The organism is Bifidobacterium italicum (assembly GCF_002286915.1).
Classification (GTDB): domain Bacteria; phylum Actinomycetota; class Actinomycetes; order Actinomycetales; family Bifidobacteriaceae; genus Bifidobacterium; species Bifidobacterium italicum.
Window position 1 is genome coordinate 26,024 of the sequence record NZ_MVOG01000023.1, and the last position, 16,726, is coordinate 42,749.

At 60.6% G+C, this 16,726-nt stretch carries 10 protein-coding genes and 1 pseudogene; all 11 read left to right on the forward strand.

Features of this window, described 5'->3' with window-relative positions; translation table 11 throughout:
* Nucleotides 1-1,055 precede the first annotated feature (1,055 nt).
* Nucleotides 1,056-5,384 (forward strand): SpaA isopeptide-forming pilin-related protein, encoded by a 4,329-nt coding sequence (locus tag B1400_RS06040; protein ID WP_095613528.1) that lies wholly within the window; start codon nt 1,056-1,058, stop codon nt 5,382-5,384.
* Nucleotides 5,385-5,553: 169 nt separating this feature from the next.
* Nucleotides 5,554-7,239 carry an isopeptide-forming domain-containing fimbrial protein gene (locus B1400_RS06045; RefSeq protein WP_095613529.1) on the forward strand — a complete coding sequence of 562 codons (1,686 nt, stop codon included), beginning with the start codon at nt 5,554-5,556 and terminating at the stop codon, nt 7,237-7,239.
* Between the two features lie 136 nt (nt 7,240-7,375).
* A complete protein-coding gene (locus B1400_RS06050; protein ID WP_235607358.1) occupies nt 7,376-8,305 on the forward strand; it encodes a class C sortase in 930 nt (309 codons plus the stop codon).
* A 74-nt stretch (nt 8,306-8,379) separates the two neighbouring features.
* Complete coding sequence (locus tag B1400_RS06055; RefSeq protein WP_157909649.1) at nt 8,380-9,426, forward strand: Cna B-type domain-containing protein; 1,047 nt, start codon at nt 8,380-8,382, stop codon at nt 9,424-9,426.
* 300 nt (nt 9,427-9,726) lie between these two features.
* Nucleotides 9,727-9,993, forward strand: coding sequence for a type II toxin-antitoxin system TacA family antitoxin (locus B1400_RS06060; protein WP_095613531.1), 267 nt, complete (start codon nt 9,727-9,729; stop codon nt 9,991-9,993).
* Nucleotides 9,990-10,508: a GNAT family N-acetyltransferase gene (locus tag B1400_RS06065; protein ID WP_095613532.1), complete on the forward strand. Its 519-nt coding sequence runs from the start codon at nt 9,990-9,992 to the stop codon at nt 10,506-10,508. The genes B1400_RS06060 and B1400_RS06065 overlap by 4 nt, the downstream gene beginning before the upstream one ends.
* 666 nt (nt 10,509-11,174) lie before the next feature.
* Nucleotides 11,175-11,483, forward strand: a complete 309-nt coding sequence (gene rplU / locus B1400_RS06070; RefSeq protein ID WP_024541052.1) for a 50S ribosomal protein L21 — start codon at nt 11,175-11,177, stop codon at nt 11,481-11,483.
* A gap of 58 nt (nt 11,484-11,541) precedes the next feature.
* The gene (gene rpmA / locus B1400_RS06075) at nt 11,542-11,793 is read left to right on the forward strand and encodes a 50S ribosomal protein L27 (protein ID WP_024541051.1); all 252 of its coding nucleotides are present in this window, start codon (nt 11,542-11,544) and stop codon (nt 11,791-11,793) included.
* Between the two features lie 359 nt (nt 11,794-12,152).
* The gene (gene obgE, locus B1400_RS06080; RefSeq protein WP_095613533.1) at nt 12,153-13,883 is read left to right on the forward strand and encodes a GTPase ObgE; all 1,731 of its coding nucleotides are present in this window, start codon (nt 12,153-12,155) and stop codon (nt 13,881-13,883) included.
* A 185-nt stretch (nt 13,884-14,068) separates the two neighbouring features.
* Entirely contained in the window at nt 14,069-15,202 is a 1,134-nt protein-coding gene (proB, locus tag B1400_RS06085; protein WP_095613538.1) for a glutamate 5-kinase, read from the forward strand.
* A gap of 307 nt (nt 15,203-15,509) precedes the next feature.
* Nucleotides 15,510-16,643, forward strand: a pseudogene (locus B1400_RS06090) (pyridoxal phosphate-dependent aminotransferase); the annotation flags it as partial.
* Between the last annotated feature and the right edge of the window lie 83 nt (nt 16,644-16,726).

The window sequence follows — 16,726 nt, forward strand, 5'->3', positions numbered from 1 at the left end:
GTCCAAGTCCCGTTACGGCCGGTGGTGTACGGCGTGGTTGGCGTTGTAGCCGCCGGCGCAGGGCGAGCAGGATCGTGTTGCGCGTTCCATGGGCATACCAATACAAGAGGAACGAAGAAGATGGAATGTGGGTGGCGCCTCAGCTCCACCCACTGGTAGGACCCGAACTTTTAGAGTCCAATCCTTTATCCGTAAGTATGCTTGATAGGACGGACTAGTCCCCGAGTGGACTGCGCATGGCGCGACGGGGATGGCGATCATGCTGGCGTGGCCTTACATTCGCATAATCGCGAGCATCAACGTTTGCGATCATTGTGGATGAGCATTGTGTACGGGATGTTTGCTAGATCCGTTCGTCGCGATTGCGGTGGGTGCGGATTGGGACGGAGACGTTCACTGAGAGAGCTGTTTGCGATCGTTCCGGGTGCGGATTGGGGCGGATACGTTCACTGGGGCGGTTTGGGGGAGAGGGGAGCTGGGATGGGCAATGGGTGGCGAATTGATTGGAGAATGCGTACGTTGTCAGGAGTGGGGACGGGATGGGCCGGTGACGGTCTTATACGGGGATAACCCGCAGGCACAGGCTCCCAATGGATGATGCGGGTTGCTGCAAACGGGTCGAAACTCGCGCGGAGACGCCCCGGCGCACTCGCATCGTGGAACAGGTGGGTGAGATGGATTGTGAAAAGTGTGTGGGGAAGGCGCCGAATCGATTGTCGTAGAAGGGCTTTCGTGATTCAATTGATCGTCCACAGACAACGGCTGCTGCCGATGCCCGACTCATTCCCACGGCGAAACGCCGATGCAAACGTTTGAGGAGTGCATCTTAAGCGGTTCAGTTTTGTTGGATGTACGCATTACCTTTCAGCTTCGGGTAAAATGCAGTACATATGTGAAACGAAGGCGTTGCCACCGGTAAGAGGAGGGATGCGACTGCGAAGGATTGCAGACGGATTCACCGCAGCATCCAGCTGGTCGGCAACACCAGAAAGCACTTGGAGGAAACGTCCCGGTCCGCCTCGGATCGGGGGGAAAGAGCAAAAGGGGAAGAACCTATGAGGATGAAGCACGGGAGCGGCCGCGGGCCGGCCACATCGGCCAAGCCCCGCCTGCTCGCTGCATTCACGGCGGTAGCGATGATGTTCGCCACCGCCGTTCCCGCGTTGATGCCGAAGGCGGCGAATGCCGATGACGGATTGGCCAATGGTAGCATCTGCGTGCCTGAGGACAAGCCTCTCGGTGACGACACCAGCAATGCCGAACAGGACAATGGCATCGCCACATGGGTTGGCAAGGATATGTATATCGGTTACCCCTCAGCCGGTGTGAAGGCGAATTACGGGAACGGCGGCAACACCCCGGGGCAGTCCTATGCCGTGGAAGCCGAAGGTGCCACGCTGGTCGGTGGTCGCTTGGCCATCCACAGTGTCAAGAACTCTTGGGGCGCAAACTATGGTCCCAACGGCGTAAACTACAGTGGCCGCGGTTTCCGCTTCGGCATTGTCGGCTTCGGTGGTCAGTTCCGTCCCACCGAGGGTGACGCACTGGTGATTGCCGGCAGCAACTCTCAGATGAGCGGCATGAAGGACGCGCGAAATATCGACACCAACGCTCTCGGTTGGAATGACAACCAGAACATTCCTGGTCGCGGCCGTGGATGGTTGGGGTCCAACAGCGCCAGCGAGCCTAACTACACTGCGAAGATCGCCGGTGGAGCAAGCGAAGCGATGGGTCTGCACGGTCTTACGCCCGGTACCAATTATCCTGGTCCGGATTGGAGCTGGACGTCCGTGTACAACAACAATGTTGAAAGCAATGTTCAGTGGGGCCAAACAAATCCTCTGAAGAGCGTTAACATTAGTGGCGAGACGAAAGACCGTAGTGGTTTCGGCACAACGATTGCCACGCAGTCGGATCAGTTGGCTGGCTTGCCTGAGACCGGCACATATACCACTACAACCAGCAGCCAGAGCAATTACAAGCGCACCAAGTACAATTCGGGTGGGGTATCCATCTACGATAGCAATCGGGATATTAAAACACGAACCATCATCGAGGCCACCTTCAATGTGGATGAACGAGTCATCAAGTTCACAGGCGACGGTACGAGCAAGCTGCAGGTGTTCAACCTTCCCGCTACAGAACTGCGCAACAATGGCAAGGGCGGTGTGTCTTTCGCATTCGAAAAGATTCCCACCGGCGCATCCATCGTCATCAACGTCACTGGCGAAGAGAACATCGAATTCAATAACGGTTGGCGGTTCTGGTGGGCTGGCGACAAGGAAATCGGTAACAACTGGGACCAGTATGAAATCGGCAATGGCTATTCGCTGTATGATAATACGAGCGATGCCAAGCAGAAGGCGTATGTCGCCGCCATGAGCGCCATCATGTGGAACTTCAACAAGACTGCATCGTTGACCATCAAGGGTGGGCAGGCGTCGAACGCCAGCATCACGGCAAAGAAGGAATACAAGTGGCCGACTGGTACATGGTATGACGGCGCTAACGACAAGTTCCCAACAGGTAACTACAGCGGTACAGCAAGCGTATCCGACGATCCCGCGGCCGCCATGCTCGGCTCCATCATGATGCCCAACACCAATGGCGCCTTTGATGACCATGTGACCACAAACGGCCGTGTATGGGTCAATGGCAACTTCTATATGAACAACCCCACCAAGGCGTACACCTTCGGTGACAATGTTGGTGAGGGCGATTCCGCCTCCATCATTGACATGGATCAGGAACGCCACAATAAGGGATGGAACGCCACTGTCAAGACCGACTGCCCGACCATCAGCTGGGAGAAGGTGGATGGCGACGGTAACGTCATCTCCGGTCTGCCAGATGGCTCCACTTTGGCTTCCTTCCAGGTCTTCGGTTCCAAGGACGATGCGGTCAACAACCGCAACGTCTTGGTGACTGTCACCGATAATCAGCCCCTTGTGGATCAGGATCAGGCACAGGGCAAGTTCCAGATTCAGAACCTCGGGAAGAATGCGACCTATTACATCAAGGAGATCACAGCACCGACCGGATATGTGCCGAGTGCGAACATCTACCAGATTGTTACAGGCAATAGCGATTCCGAGAACTACAGCAAAATCAGCAACGTGTATACCGCTCAGGGTATTAAAATCACCAATGCAGCCGACAAGGACCTCTCCGGTACGTCCGGCATTGTGAACAAGTCGGGAGGCGCTGACGTCGAGTGGGGCAAGTATGCGGATGGTGATGCATCCTACGCTGGTCTCTCGGGCTCGGAATGGACTCTCACACGTACTGACTCCGAACCCAAGCAGGAGTGGACTATCCGTGATTACACGGCACAGGTTACCGGTGTGGAGATTTTGCATGACGGCACAGTGACGCAGTCGCTGGAGCTCACAACCGGTTCTCACGCACAACTGTCTGCCAACGTTCTGCCGGTTGGTGAAGCCATCCAGGATGTGAGATGGTCTTCCAGCAATCCTGGTTTGGTCTCGGTGAGCCCCACTGGCGAGATCGTTGTATTGCGCAACACTGCCGATAATGAAGATCCGAACGTGACTATTACTGCACAATCCGTTTCGGATCCTACCAAGCAGGCGCAGATCACCATCGTATGTAAGCGGGTCGCCGTGCAATCTGTGACCATTCAGATGAATGGTTCGGATGTTGAACAGGTTTCCCTGCAGGAGGGGGAGACGAAGCAGCTCACTGCCAAGACCGATCCCGCCGGTGTGGGTGTGGAATGGAGTTCCAGCGACTCTAGTGTCGTTGAAGTGGATGCGAATGGCCAGCTGACTGCAAAGAAGGCAGGTTCCGCTACCATCATGGCGAATGCGGGCGATAAGAACGATACCGTTACCGTCACGGTTAAGGCGAAGCCCGTACGTACCTCCACGGACGTGTATGTGAAGTGGACTGATCGTAGCCAGGCCAAACTGTACTATTGGAACGACACCACGGACAACAAGCCGTTCCCCGGTACAGCAATGCAGAAGGTCCAGTGCGGATCCGATTCGTGGTGGAAGCTCTCCGTGCCGCTCACTGGCACCTTTGAGGTGATCGTCACCGGCAACAACAATGATGATAAATACCCGGCTAACGGTAAACCCGGTACGACGGATATTCCAATTCCCGGCACGGCTGCCAGCTATTACATCGACGGCTGGTATGCCCCTGTGACTGAAGGAACGCCGCCTTCTGGTTGCTCTGTTCGCTCTGCGGCTCCGGCTCGTGCGCAGGCGGTCCCTTCCGTGGAACCGGTGATGGATGTTTCCAACGATGCGGCTCCGCAGGCCGAAGAAGCGACCGATCCGAGTGCTCCGCATGATGTCGATCCGCGTGTAGGCCGCTTTAAGATCGAGAACCTGCCGAACGGCACATACACGTTGAAGGAGTTCAAGGCTCCTACCGGGTACTGGCTCAATACGACGGAGTACGGCTTCACCGTCAAGAACGGTGAGTTGACGTGGACTGCAGGCAAAGAGCCGGATGTCCATGACAATGAGCATTGGATCTCCGATAAGCCGACGCAGGTTGCTTGGGAAAAGCAGGATGACACGACCAAGGAGCTTCTTGGCGGTTCCGGATGGACCCTTGAGCAGCAGGTTCAGAATGCCGACGGCAGCACGAACTGGAAGACGCTCAATGAGGTCCTGGATTGCACGGAGTCGCCGTGCAATGCCTCGGTTACCTATAAGGATGTGAATCCTGATAAGGGTAAGTTCCTGATTAAGGAGCTGCCGGTAGGCAAGTATCGCATCACCGAAACGACGATTCCTACAGGCTATGAGTCGATGGGCGGCCCATACGAATTCGAGATCAAGGCCGATGGTAAAGATGTTGTGACGGTTACTGGAAGTCCTATTGGCAACAAGCGTCTGCTTGGTACAGTTGACTGGACCAAGGTGAGCTCTGAGGCGTTGGATACGCCTCTTGCGGGCGCCGAATGGAAGATCAAGTTCAAGGCAGAAGGAGCGACGAGCTTCAGTGAGGAATACATTGTTACGGACTGCGCAAGCGGTACTTGCGCTGTTCCGGAAAAACCCTCTCAGCCTGCATGGACCTATGATCGCGATGCCACGCCGGGTGTGTTCAAGCTCAGCGATCTCGCTTGGGGCGAATACCAGTTCACCGAATCGAAGGCGCCTGACGGGTATTATCCGTCCGACAAGACCTACACATTCACGGTCTCCAAGGACAACCTTTCGGGCATCACGATCTCCGTTGACGGCGCTACGGCACTTGCTTCCGGCAACAAAATTCCGAACACGCCTGGCTTCGAGCTGCCGTCGACCGGTGGCGAAGGCAACACGCTGATTGTGCTGTTCGGGTTTGCGCTCACAGCGATATCGATGGTAGGCTGTGCGATAGCGATGAGGAAACGCATCTAAACAATCACAGTCAACGATGAACAATTAAAGATTTGGTGCCGTCTGCATCGGTTATCGCGAGACGGCACCTCCCTTGCTCGAATCATTCGATTCAATGCCGGGGGGAAGTAAAAAGAGTTTTATGAATCGCAAGGTTTATAAAATTTGACAATCAATCGAAGGAGATAACATGAAGAAGGTTTGGAAGGGCTTCGCCGCTGCGGTCTCCGCCGCTGCGATCGCCGCCACCGGTTTCATTGGTGCCACCTCTGCTAGTGCAGATCCGGTTGGTACCGGTAACATTACGCTGAACGGCACCGTTGCGGACGATCAGTATGAGGGCTATCGCCTGCTCAACGTCACCGGCATCAGCGGCACTTCGGTCGCTTACGAGGTCAATGACAAGTATGCGGCAGTGCTGAAGACCGCGCTTGGTCTGACCGGTGATGTTACTGATAAGCAGATTGTCGATGGCATCAAGGCTCTGAGCACTAACGACACCACGACCAACAGCGATTCCCATAATGTTCGCGCCTTCGCGGCCGAAGTCATGACTGCCATCAATGCCGTGAATAATGACGCCGATGATACGAATAACATTGGGCCGGATCTCACGGAGACGGCCCGTGGAACCTCGCTTGCCTTCACCGATATTCCGCGTGGCTACTACCTGTTCAACCAGACGGTGAACGGTGACCCGGATGCGAACACCGATTCCTCGTTCATTGTGGACACCGCGCTTGATACGGACACGAACATCGCCGTCAAGAACGGCACCGTGACCCTCGTCAAGAAGGTCCAGGACAATGACACCTCCAACGGCCAGACCGCCAATCAGTGGATCGATGGCGCCGACTACAACATCGGCGATGACGTCCCGTTCCAGCTGACCGGTACGCTGCCGAAGAACCTGACGTCCTTCGACACTTTCAACTATGTGTTCCACGACTCGCTGTCGGCTGGTCTGACGCGCAATAACGACCTCAAGGTTTATGCGGTTAACGTGAATGAAACCACGACGACTAAGCAGGATATCACCGGCTCCTTCGACGTCAAGACTACGACTGCACAGGATCTGACTTCTGATCCGAAGGTCGGCGAAACCTTCACGGTTTCCGTCAAGAACACCGGAACTGAGGCAGACCCTGTTTACAATCTGATGGCCATCACAACCGATGCTGATGGTGCTGCAGTCTCGATTACCAAGGACACGAAGATTGTTGTCGAATACACTGCGAAGCTGAACACTTCTGCCGTCATCGGCTCCACCGGCAACCCGAACACCGCCAAGCTTGAGTTCTCGAACAACAGCAACCACGACGGCACCGGCGACACCGAGTTCACCCCGGACGACAAGGTCACCGTCTTCACCTACAAGGTCGACGTTGAGAAGACCTTCGACGTTGGCGCTCCGGCCGATAACGACCTGCCGAAGTTCACGCTGTACAAGAAGAACGCCTCCGGTACCTACGTTGAGTACACCAACGACAAGGAACCGAACGCCGAGAAGACCGTTGTCAAGGGTGCAGACGGCAAGTACACCATCGGTTGGGAAGGCATCGACGCCGGTGAATACAAGCTCGTCGAAACGCACATTCCTGCAGGCTACAACCAGGCTGCTGATGTCGTGTTTACTGTCACCGCTGACCACGACATCGACTCCGAGGATCCGAAGCTGAACAGCCTCGGTGGCGGTGATGCGTTCACCGGTACTGTGAGCACGGGTTCCGTTGCGACCACGATCGAGAACAAGTCGGGCAACGAGCTCCCGTCGACCGGTGGCATGGGTACGACGGTGCTGTACGTCGCTGGCGCTGCGATCGTCCTGATCGCCGGCATCGGCCTCGCGGTTGCGCTCCGTCGCCGTCAGGCCTGAGTGACACCCCACAAGGAAAGGTGATATGAGGAATCGGCACTCGGCCAATCTGGAATCCCAGACTGACGGTAGTATCGATTCCTCATCCCTTACGCCGCCCGCCGGCTCCGCACAGGAATCGACGGGCGGCAGCCTTATGGAGGAACAGACCATCAACGCCACAAGCAATCAACCCACAACAAAGACAAAAAAGAAGAGCAACATCGGCATCAACGTCATGATCGCGCTCTTCGCGCTCGTGCTGCTTGCCGGCATCGGGCTCCTCGTCTATCCGACCTTCGCCAACTGGTGGAACACGATGCACGCGTCGCGCGCCGTCGCCGGATACGTCGAAACCGTCAAAGACATGAGCGCGGACAAGAAGAAAGAACTCCTCGCCCAAGCCCACGCCTACAACGAACAACTCAACACGCTGCCGGACCGTTGGCACCTCACCGACGAACAGATGGACCAGTACAACAAGACGCTCGACGTCACAGGCACCGGAATCATGGGATACATCACGATTCCGAAACTCGAAGTGCGACTGCCCATCTACCACGGCACCGAAGACACCGTGCTGCAGATCGCCGGCGGACACCTCGCCGGATCGTCACTGCCCGTCGGCGGCAAAGACACGCACACGGCGATCTCCGGACACACGGGACTGCCGTCGGCGAAGCTCTTCACCGGACTCGACAGTCTCAAAGAAGGCGACACCTTCGCATTCCACGTCCTCGACGACACGTACACGTATCAGATCGACCAGATACGCACCGTATTGCCGAACGAAATGCGCGACCTCGACTTCGACCCGGATCAGGACTACGCGACCCTGATCACCTGCACCCCATACGGAGTCAACTCGCACCGACTCCTCGTACGCGGCCACCGGATCCCCACGCCGGCGAACGCGGACGAAACCCCATACGACAAGGCAGACAACCAGCGGACGCTCATCATCGCGGGCATCGCACTCGCCATCGTGTTGTTCATCCTCTGGATCATCTGGCTCATCGTGCACCGCGGTCGCAAACGCGGACGCGACGCCGTGTCAGGCACCCCGGCCAAACATGCGGGACGCTGACACGGAGCGCCGCCACAACGCTTATAATGAACCAAGAGAAGAAAGAACACCTCACCAACCCAAGGGGGGACAATATGGAACGGCTTACCATCGGCAAGCGCATCGCCACAGCGACGCTGTGCGCGGGCGCGTTGATCGCAAGCTTCGCCATCGGACTGCCGAACGTCTACGCGGACGACACGGCCACGGACACAGAGGTCAAGGACTCCATCACGACGACCGAGGATCGCACCGACCTCGCATCCACCGTCGTCGCAGGAGACGGTGAGGGCACCATCAACGTCCACTACGCGCACGACGAAGCCGGACTCGAAGGCGTCGTGTTCCACGTCTACAACGTCGCGAAGTGGGCGAACGAAGGCGGATACGAGCCGGTTGGCGACTTCGCCAACGCCGAGAAGTACCCGGTGAACTGGGACGTGCTCAACGCCGATCCGCAGACCTTCCGCGACATGGCGAACACGCTCGCCGGATACATCGACGTCAACGGCACTGAGCCGGCCGCCAGCGCGATGACCGACGCGGACGGCAACGTCACGTTCGAGAACGTCGGCGACGGCATGTTCCTCGTCACCGCGGACCGCCTCGTCGAGAAGACGCTCGAATGCGCGAGCTCGTCGATGCTCGTCGCGCTGCCGAACGTGCACGTCGAGGACGGCGCGAACCAGCGCGTCGTCAACATCGAGCCGAAGAGCGACTGCGTCGTGCCGGAAATCAAGACCGAGACGCTCAACGTCAAGAAGGTGTGGAAGGACGCCGGCAACAACGACCGGCCGAAGTCCATCACTGTCGAACTGCTCAAGAACGGCGAAAGCCAGGAGACCGTCGAACTGTCCGACGCGAACAACTGGCAGCACACGTGGGCGGAGCTCGAATCCGGCAACGACTGGAAGGTCGTGGAGAAGGACGTGCCGGCCGGATACACGACGATCTCCGACTACGACATGACGGCGGAGGACGAGGCCAGCGTGACGATCACCAACACGAAGCCGGCGCCGCCGGTGACGCCGAAGCCGCCGGCGCAGACCGGTGCCGACATCGCGCTCGTCGTGGTCGTGGCGGGTGCGGCGCTCGTGCTTGGCGTGCTGCTCATCGTGAAGAGCCGCAAGAAGGAAGCGTGAGCCGCGCGAAGTGATCGCAGCGGCTGACGCCGATCGGTAGGGAAGGCCATTCGGGAGGGTGGCCTTCCCTCTTTTTGGTATTTAGGGTGTTGGTCGGGGAGTGCTCTGCGGCCGGTGGTTGGACGTGTTCGGTGGCTGATGTGGCCCGCTGTGGCATGATTCGGGCGGATTGGTGGCCCGTTGAGGCGTTCTCAGCCCAGGTAGCCGGGATATGGGGGAGGAGGAGGAAATCTGGGGCTGCTGTGGATCCTGAGGTGGACTTGCATTGCATTGTACGGAGAATCTCCGTACAATTCTGGCATGACGACAGATAGGCGAACCGCCCGCATCGATATGCGGCTCACTGAACACGAGAAACAGCTCATCGAACAGGCGAGTGCCGCCACCGGCTCTCGGCTCACCACATGGTGCGTCGAGAACCTCATCAAGGATGCCAAACGTGACTTGTACATCACCGACATCATTCGGCTGTCCGACGAGGCCTTCAATCAGTTCGTCGAGCATCTGGACGAGCCGCTGACCGAGAAGCAGAAGCAGTTCCTTGCCTATCAGCCGGAGTGGGCATGACGGCGATGGTGTTCACGCGGCCGGAACGCGCCAGGAGTCATGTGGATTTCGACGGGTTCGACTGCGGGGAGCCGGTGATCAACGGCTGGCTGAATCGTCACGGCAATGCGTCCAACAAGAATGGCAGTGCCGCGCTGTATCTGTCGTATCACAAGGACACGGGCGAGCTTGCGGGAGCATATACGCTCAGTTCCACGGCGGTGGTGCGCAGCGAGACCAATGCGCCATGGATGCGGCGCAATGCTCCGATGTTGGTTCCTGCCGTGCTGCTTGGGCAGCTTGCGGTCGCCCGGCAGTATCAGCATCAGGGCCTTGCGAAGGCGCTTGTCCGCGACGCAGCGGACAGGACGCTGCAGCTTGGTCTGCACGTGGGCATCCGTGCGCTCGTCGTGGATCCGTTGAACGACGCCTTGACGGAGTTCTACGGGGCGCTCGGCTTTGAAGGATTTGCGGGAGAGATGCGGATGTATTTCCGCATGCCGAACTATCCGCAGGGATGCTCGCAGGAGGGGTGAAACCGGGTTGACGCATCCGGCTCGGCGATCCGTGATGGGCGGGATGCGGAGAGTGTGTGAAAATGGGACGACGCCGCACATTGACGGATGAATACGAGTATGATAGAGCACGTGTTTCATGAATGATACACGGGGTTTACTTCCAGTGCCTATCATGAAACTGATTCTTCCCCCCAACGGGACGCACCGCGACGGTGCGTCCCGTTTTTACGTTTTCGGCCGGGAAGCGGGTGGGAGGGCGTCTGAATCTACGGTGGGAATAGTGGAGGTCAGAAGGGGCCGAATAGTCGGTGAAATCGTTATCCCCCCTGTTATGTGAGTGACAACCACATTATTTTACCCCCCCGTAAGATGTGGGTGGCAATCACATAATCAGGGGGTAACGGGAAATCGGCGGGAACGGCGGTGTATTTGGAGCGGGAGTGAATGCGCGGCGCGTGTGCGGCGGCTATACGCTGGTCAGCTGGCGGGAGTAGGTTGGGGAGATGCAGACGTCGGGCAGCGCGGCAGCGTCGGACGTCGGTGCGTGGCATCGGCGAGTATCATCGGCGTGTCGCGGATGGTCAACGGATGTTCATGGGACTGTGTATATTAGATTGCTGGTGTCTGGCCGCGAGGCTCGCACGCGCCGGACAGTAAGCTTCCCAAGTGAATAAAGGAACGAATATGTACGCGATTGTGAAGGCCGGCGGCCATCAGGAAAAGGTCGAGGTCGGCGATACGATCCTCGTGAATCGTCTTGCAGCCAAGAACGGCGAAACCGTGGAATTCCCGGTTGCGCTCGTCGTGGACGGCTCCAAGGTCACCGTTGCGGCGGCGGATCTCGCGAAGATCACCGTCAAGGCGGAGGTTGTGGACGACGAGGCCAAGGGCCCGAAGATCCGCATCCAGAAGTTCAAGAACAAGACCGGCGTTGCTCGTCGCAAGGGCCATCGCCAGAAGCTGACCGCCGTCAAGATCACCGAGATCGCCTGAGTTCGCTCGGACGAATCGGCATCGGAAGACTGCAGTCAGACACTGAAAGGAACTAGAAATGGCACATAAGAAGGGCGCGTCCAGCTCGCGTAACGGTCGCGATTCAAATCCTCAGTACCTCGGCGTGAAGCGTTTCGGCGGTGAAGCCGTCGTCGCCGGCAACATCCTCGTTCGCCAGCGTGGCACCAAGTTCCACCCGGGCAAGAACGTCGGCGTCGGCAAGGACCACACGCTGTTCGCTCTGACCGATGGTCAGGTGCGCTTCGGCGTTCGCCGTGACCGCAAGGTCGTCGACGTCGTCGCTGAGTGATTGCACTGATCGCGTAAGCACAGTACATACTTTTCGGAAGGCCCCGCCGCTTGGCGGGGCCTTCCTGCGTTTGCTGCGGGTGGTCGAGCGGCGGTCGGTTGTTGGCGGTGGTGTGGGCGGTCGTTTGTGCGTGTGGTCACCCACGGAATGCCGTCGGTGGCGGTGTGGATGGTCGTCTGTGGGTGAGGTCACCCACGGAATGCTGTTTGGGGTGCTGTGGATGGCAGTATTTGGGTGCGGTCACCTTGATACTGCCGTCGGGGGCTGTTGGGGTGGCAGTTTGAAGATGTGGGGACGCATGGACTGCTGTTGGTGGGAGAAGCGGAAGGGATAGAGGCGGTTGGATAGAATGGTCGGCTATGAGTGACTTTGTAGATCGAGTGACAGTGCATGTGAAGGGCGGAGACGGCGGCAACGGGTCGGCGGGCATCCGCAGGGAGAAGTACAAGCCGCTGGCCGGGCCGAACGGCGGCAACGGCGGACGCGGCGGATCGGTCATCTTCGTGGCCGACCCGAACGCGAATTCGCTGCTGGACTATCGGTTCATGCCGCATCGCAACGCCGAGAGCGGAACGATGGGTCTCGGCGACACGAAGGACGGTTCGCAGGGGGCTGATCTGCGGCTTCCGGTGCCGGTCGGCACCGTCGTGTTCACCGCACGCGGAGCGGAAGGCCAGCCGAAGCGCCCGGGCGAAGTGCTCGCGGACCTGCGTCACGCCGGCGACGAGTTCGTCGCGGCGGCCGGCGGCGCGGGCGGCCTCGGCAACGCGGCGCTCGCCAACAAGACGCGTCGCGCGCCGGGATTCGCATTGCTCGGCGAGCCCGGCGAGGAACGCGACGTCATCCTCGAGCTCAAATCGATCGCCGACGTGGCGCTCGTCGGCTTCCCTTCGGCAGGCAAGTCGTCGCTCATCGCGGCGATGTCGGCGGCGAAACCGAAGATCGCCGACTATCCGTTCACGACGCTCGTGCCGAACCTCGGCGTCGTGCAGGCCGGCGACATGCGGTACACGATCGCCGACGTGCCGGGACTCATCCCGGGCGCGTCGCAAGGCAAGGGACTCGGACTGCAGTTCCTGAGGCACATCGAACGCACCGAGATCATCGCGCATGTCATCGATTGCGCGACGCTCGAGCCGAACCGCGACCCGGTCGCCGACTACCGCGCGCTCGAGAAGGAACTCGCCGAATACGCCGACGAACTCGAACTTCCGCTCGGAGCGATCCCGATCCCCGAACGACCGCGCGTCATCATCCTCAACAAGGTGGATATGCCGGAAGCGAAGGAACTCGCGGAATTCGTCAAGCCGGAGTTCGAAAAGATGGATCTGCCGGTGTACATCGTGTCGACGGCGTCGCACGAAGGCCTCAAAGAGCTCAACTTCGCGCTTGCGAACCTCGTCGCCGAAATGCGCAAGGACGTCGCCGAGCGCGAAGCGAGCGCCGAAGAAGAACGCGTCATCATCAAGCCGCTCGAGGAAGCGGGAACGCGTCGGCGCAACGGACGCAACGGCGACGTGCAGGAATTCACGATCGAACGCGAGCAGGACGGCAACGGCGACTACTGGTACACGGTCACCGGAACGAAGCCGGAACGGTGGGTCGTGCAGACGAACTTCGACAACGACGAAGCCGTCGGCTACCTCGCCGACCGCCTCGCGAAACTCGGCGTCGAGGATGCGCTCAGGAAGAACGGCGCTAAGCCGGGTGACGAAGTGCGCATCGGACGTGGCGCGCGCGCCGTCGCCTTCGATTGGGATCCAACAATCGCGGCCGGCGCGGAGATGCTCGACGGCGCGCAGCTCGGCACACGCGGCCACGACCTTCGCCTTGAAGAGGAGGACACGCGTGCGCGGCGCAGGACGAATTCGGAACGCCGCCGGCAGTACCACGAGATGATGGACGCGCGCGCCGCCGTGCGCGCGGCGATGCAGGCCGAACGCGAGGCCGGGCATTGGGCGGATCCGTCGATCGACGACGACCGGCACGACGAGACGTCGCTGTTCGGCCGCGGCGAACCGGAGGAGTACGAGGACGATGCGGATGACTCTGGGTCGAGTCGTTCAGGTTCGCAGGGAGACGAAGCGTGACGGGCGCCGACGGTCTGGTCGGTAAGGCCGGTCAGGCCGGTCAGCGTGGAGACGAAGGTCGGCTGCGGGAGGAATCGGCTGTGGGCGAGTCGGCGAAGTCGGCTGCAGGTGATTCGGCTGTCGGCGGGAAGTCGGCTGCGGATGTGACGGATGGGTCGGCGGCGGTCGTCGGCGTGCGATCCGGGATCGGCGCATGGACGGCGGAGGAGACGCGGCGCGCGATCGCGGCGGCGAAGACGATCGTCGTCAAGGTCGGATCGAGCTCGCTGACGCAGCCGTCCGGGCATCTCGACGTCGGCAAACTCGAGGCGTTGGCCGGCGCGTTGGCGAACGTGCGGCTCGCCGGAGCCAATGTCGTCCTCGTCTCGTCGGGCGCGATCGCGGCGGGCTTCGGACCGCTCGGATTCGCGTCGCGCCCGACCGACGTGGCGACGCAGCAGGCGTGCGCGTCGGTCGGCCAGGGATTGCTGATGGCGCAGTACGAGATGGCGTTCGGACGCTACGGCGTGCGCGTCGGACAGCTGCTCATCACCGCCGGCGACACGATGCAGCCGCAGCAGTACCGCAGCGCCCGGCGCACGATGGCGACGATGCTTGAACTCGGCGTCGTGCCGATCGTCAACGAGAACGACGCGCTCGCAAGCAACGAGATCCGCTTCGGCGACAACGATCGCCTGAGCGCGCTCATCGCGAACATGGTATGTGCCGACGCGCTCGTGCTGCTCACCGACGTCGACGCGCTCTACACGGCGCCGCCGAAGGAGCCGGAGTCGCGCAGGATCCCGTTCGTGCCGAACGTGACGGCGATGATCGACGAGATCCGCGTCGGCGGCACCGGGTCGGGCGTCGGCACCGGCGGCATGGTCACGAAACTCGAGGCGGCGCGCATGGCGGCGGTCTCCGGCATCCCGGCCGTCATGACCTGCGCGTCGAACGCCGGTCCGGCGCTGATGGGCGATGGCGTAGGCACCGCGTTCGCGCCGGTCAAACAGCGCGGTTCGGCGAAGCGGCTGTGGATCAAGTTCGCGTCGCATCCGCAGGGCACGCTTGTCGCGGATGCCGGCGCGGCTGCGGCCGTGCGCGCGGGACGGGCGAGTCTGCTCGCCGCGGGCGTTCTCGAAGCGCGCGGGGATTTCGCGGCCGGCGATGCCGTGTGGATCGACGACGAGGCGGGCAACCATCTGGCGCGCGGGCTCGTCGCCTACGATTCCGAGGAGGTGCCGGACATGCTTGGCCGCAACACGGCGCAGTTGCGTCGTCTGCTCGGAGACGAATACGCGCATCCGCTCGTGCACCGCGACAACCTCGTGCTCGTGTAGCGCGGGGCCCAGGATGGGGCGGATTGCGCTGGGACGCAGCAGTGGCGGCCATTGCGGTTTTCTCCCGCAACGGCCGTTTTGCGTCCTGCTTCGTCGGGGTGGTCGAGGGGTTGGGTCAGGAATCTGACTGTTCGCGGGTCGGTTCGTCGGTGGGGTCGATGGGTCGGGAGGGAATCGGAGGCTTGGCGGGCGAGAAGGTTGACGAGGGGGCGAAGCGGGATGGAAATCGGCGGGAATCGGGAAGGAAGTCCGGATGGTGAATCGGGAAGGCCGGCATATGGCTGTGATGACAATGTGAAGGGATAGCATGGAGGGCATGAGCAACTCCCTTTCTCTTTCCGAACGAATCAACCGCGTCGCGCCAAGCGCCACGCTCGCAGTGGACTCCAAAGCCAAGGCGATGAAGGCGCAGGGCGTCGACGTCATCGGCTTCGGCGCGGGAGAACCCAACTTCGCGACGCCGCAGGACATCGTGGCGGTCGCCGCAGAAGCCGTCGTCGATCCGAAGAACTACAAGTACACGCCGACGGCCGGTCTGCCGGAGCTGCGCGCGGCCATCGCCGACAAGACGCTGCGCGACAGCGGCTACGAGGTGAAGCCGGAACAGGTCGTCGTGACGAACGGCGGCAAGCAGGCCGTGTACGAAACGTTCCAGCTGCTGCTCGACGACGGCGACGAGGTCATCATCCCGACTCCGTACTGGACGAGCTACCCCGAAGCCGTCAAGCTCGCAGGCGGCAAGCCGGTCGAAGTGTTCGCGGGCGCGGACGTGAACTTCGAGCCGAACGTCGCGGACCTCGAGGCGGCGCGCACCGAACGCACGAAAGCGGTCATCATCACGTCGCCGAACAACCCGACCGGCGCCGTGTGGAGCGAGGAGACGATCCGCGGCATCGGCCAGTGGGCGGTCGAGCACGGCATCTGGGTCGTGAGCGACGAAATCTACGAACACCTCACCTACGACGGCGTGAAGACGACGTACGTCGGCGCGGTCGTGCCGGAAGTGCGCGACCAGCTGATCGTGCTCGACGGCGTGGCGAAGACGTATGCGATGCCCGGATGGCGCGTCGGCTGGATGGTCGCGCCGGAGCCGGTCGCGAAGGCCGCGGCGAAACTGCAGGGGCATATGACGTCGAACGTCAACAACATCGCGCAGCGCGCGGCGCTCGCCGCCGTCGCCGGGCCGCTTGACGCGGTCGCGCAGATGCGTGCGGCCTTCGACAAGCGCCGCGGCATCATCGTGTCCGCGCTCAACGACATCGAGGGCGTGTACTGCCCGACGCCGAAGGGCGCGTTCTACGCATTCGCCGACGTTCGCGGACTGCTGAACAGGCCGGTCGGGCCGAACGGGCTCGAGTTCGAGACCTCGTCGGACCTGGCTGCGGCGCTGCTCGACGAAGCCCATGTGGCGGCGGTGCCCGGCGAGGCCTTCGGCGCGCCGGNTCCTTCGGCGCGATGCCGAGCAGATAGCCCAGACGGCTCGGCACACCCTTGAAGAACCAGATGTGCGTGACCGGCGCGGCC

Bases quoted from the DNA above. Each gene is read 5' to 3' on its own strand.
- B1400_RS06040 (WP_095613528.1), top strand. From the start codon at position 1,056: ATGAGGATGAAGCACGGGAGCGGCCGCGGGCCGGCCACATCGGCCAAG.
- B1400_RS06045 (WP_095613529.1), top strand. From the start codon at position 5,554: ATGAAGAAGGTTTGGAAGGGCTTCGCCGCTGCGGTCTCCGCCGCTGCG.
- B1400_RS06050 (WP_235607358.1), top strand. From the start codon at position 7,376: ATGGAGGAACAGACCATCAACGCCACAAGCAATCAACCCACAACAAAG.
- B1400_RS06055 (WP_157909649.1), top strand. From the start codon at position 8,380: ATGGAACGGCTTACCATCGGCAAGCGCATCGCCACAGCGACGCTGTGC.
- B1400_RS06060 (WP_095613531.1), top strand. From the start codon at position 9,727: ATGACGACAGATAGGCGAACCGCCCGCATCGATATGCGGCTCACTGAA.
- B1400_RS06065 (WP_095613532.1), top strand. From the start codon at position 9,990: ATGACGGCGATGGTGTTCACGCGGCCGGAACGCGCCAGGAGTCATGTG.
- rplU (WP_024541052.1), top strand. From the start codon at position 11,175: ATGTACGCGATTGTGAAGGCCGGCGGCCATCAGGAAAAGGTCGAGGTC.
- rpmA (WP_024541051.1), top strand. From the start codon at position 11,542: ATGGCACATAAGAAGGGCGCGTCCAGCTCGCGTAACGGTCGCGATTCA.
- obgE (WP_095613533.1), top strand. From the start codon at position 12,153: ATGAGTGACTTTGTAGATCGAGTGACAGTGCATGTGAAGGGCGGAGAC.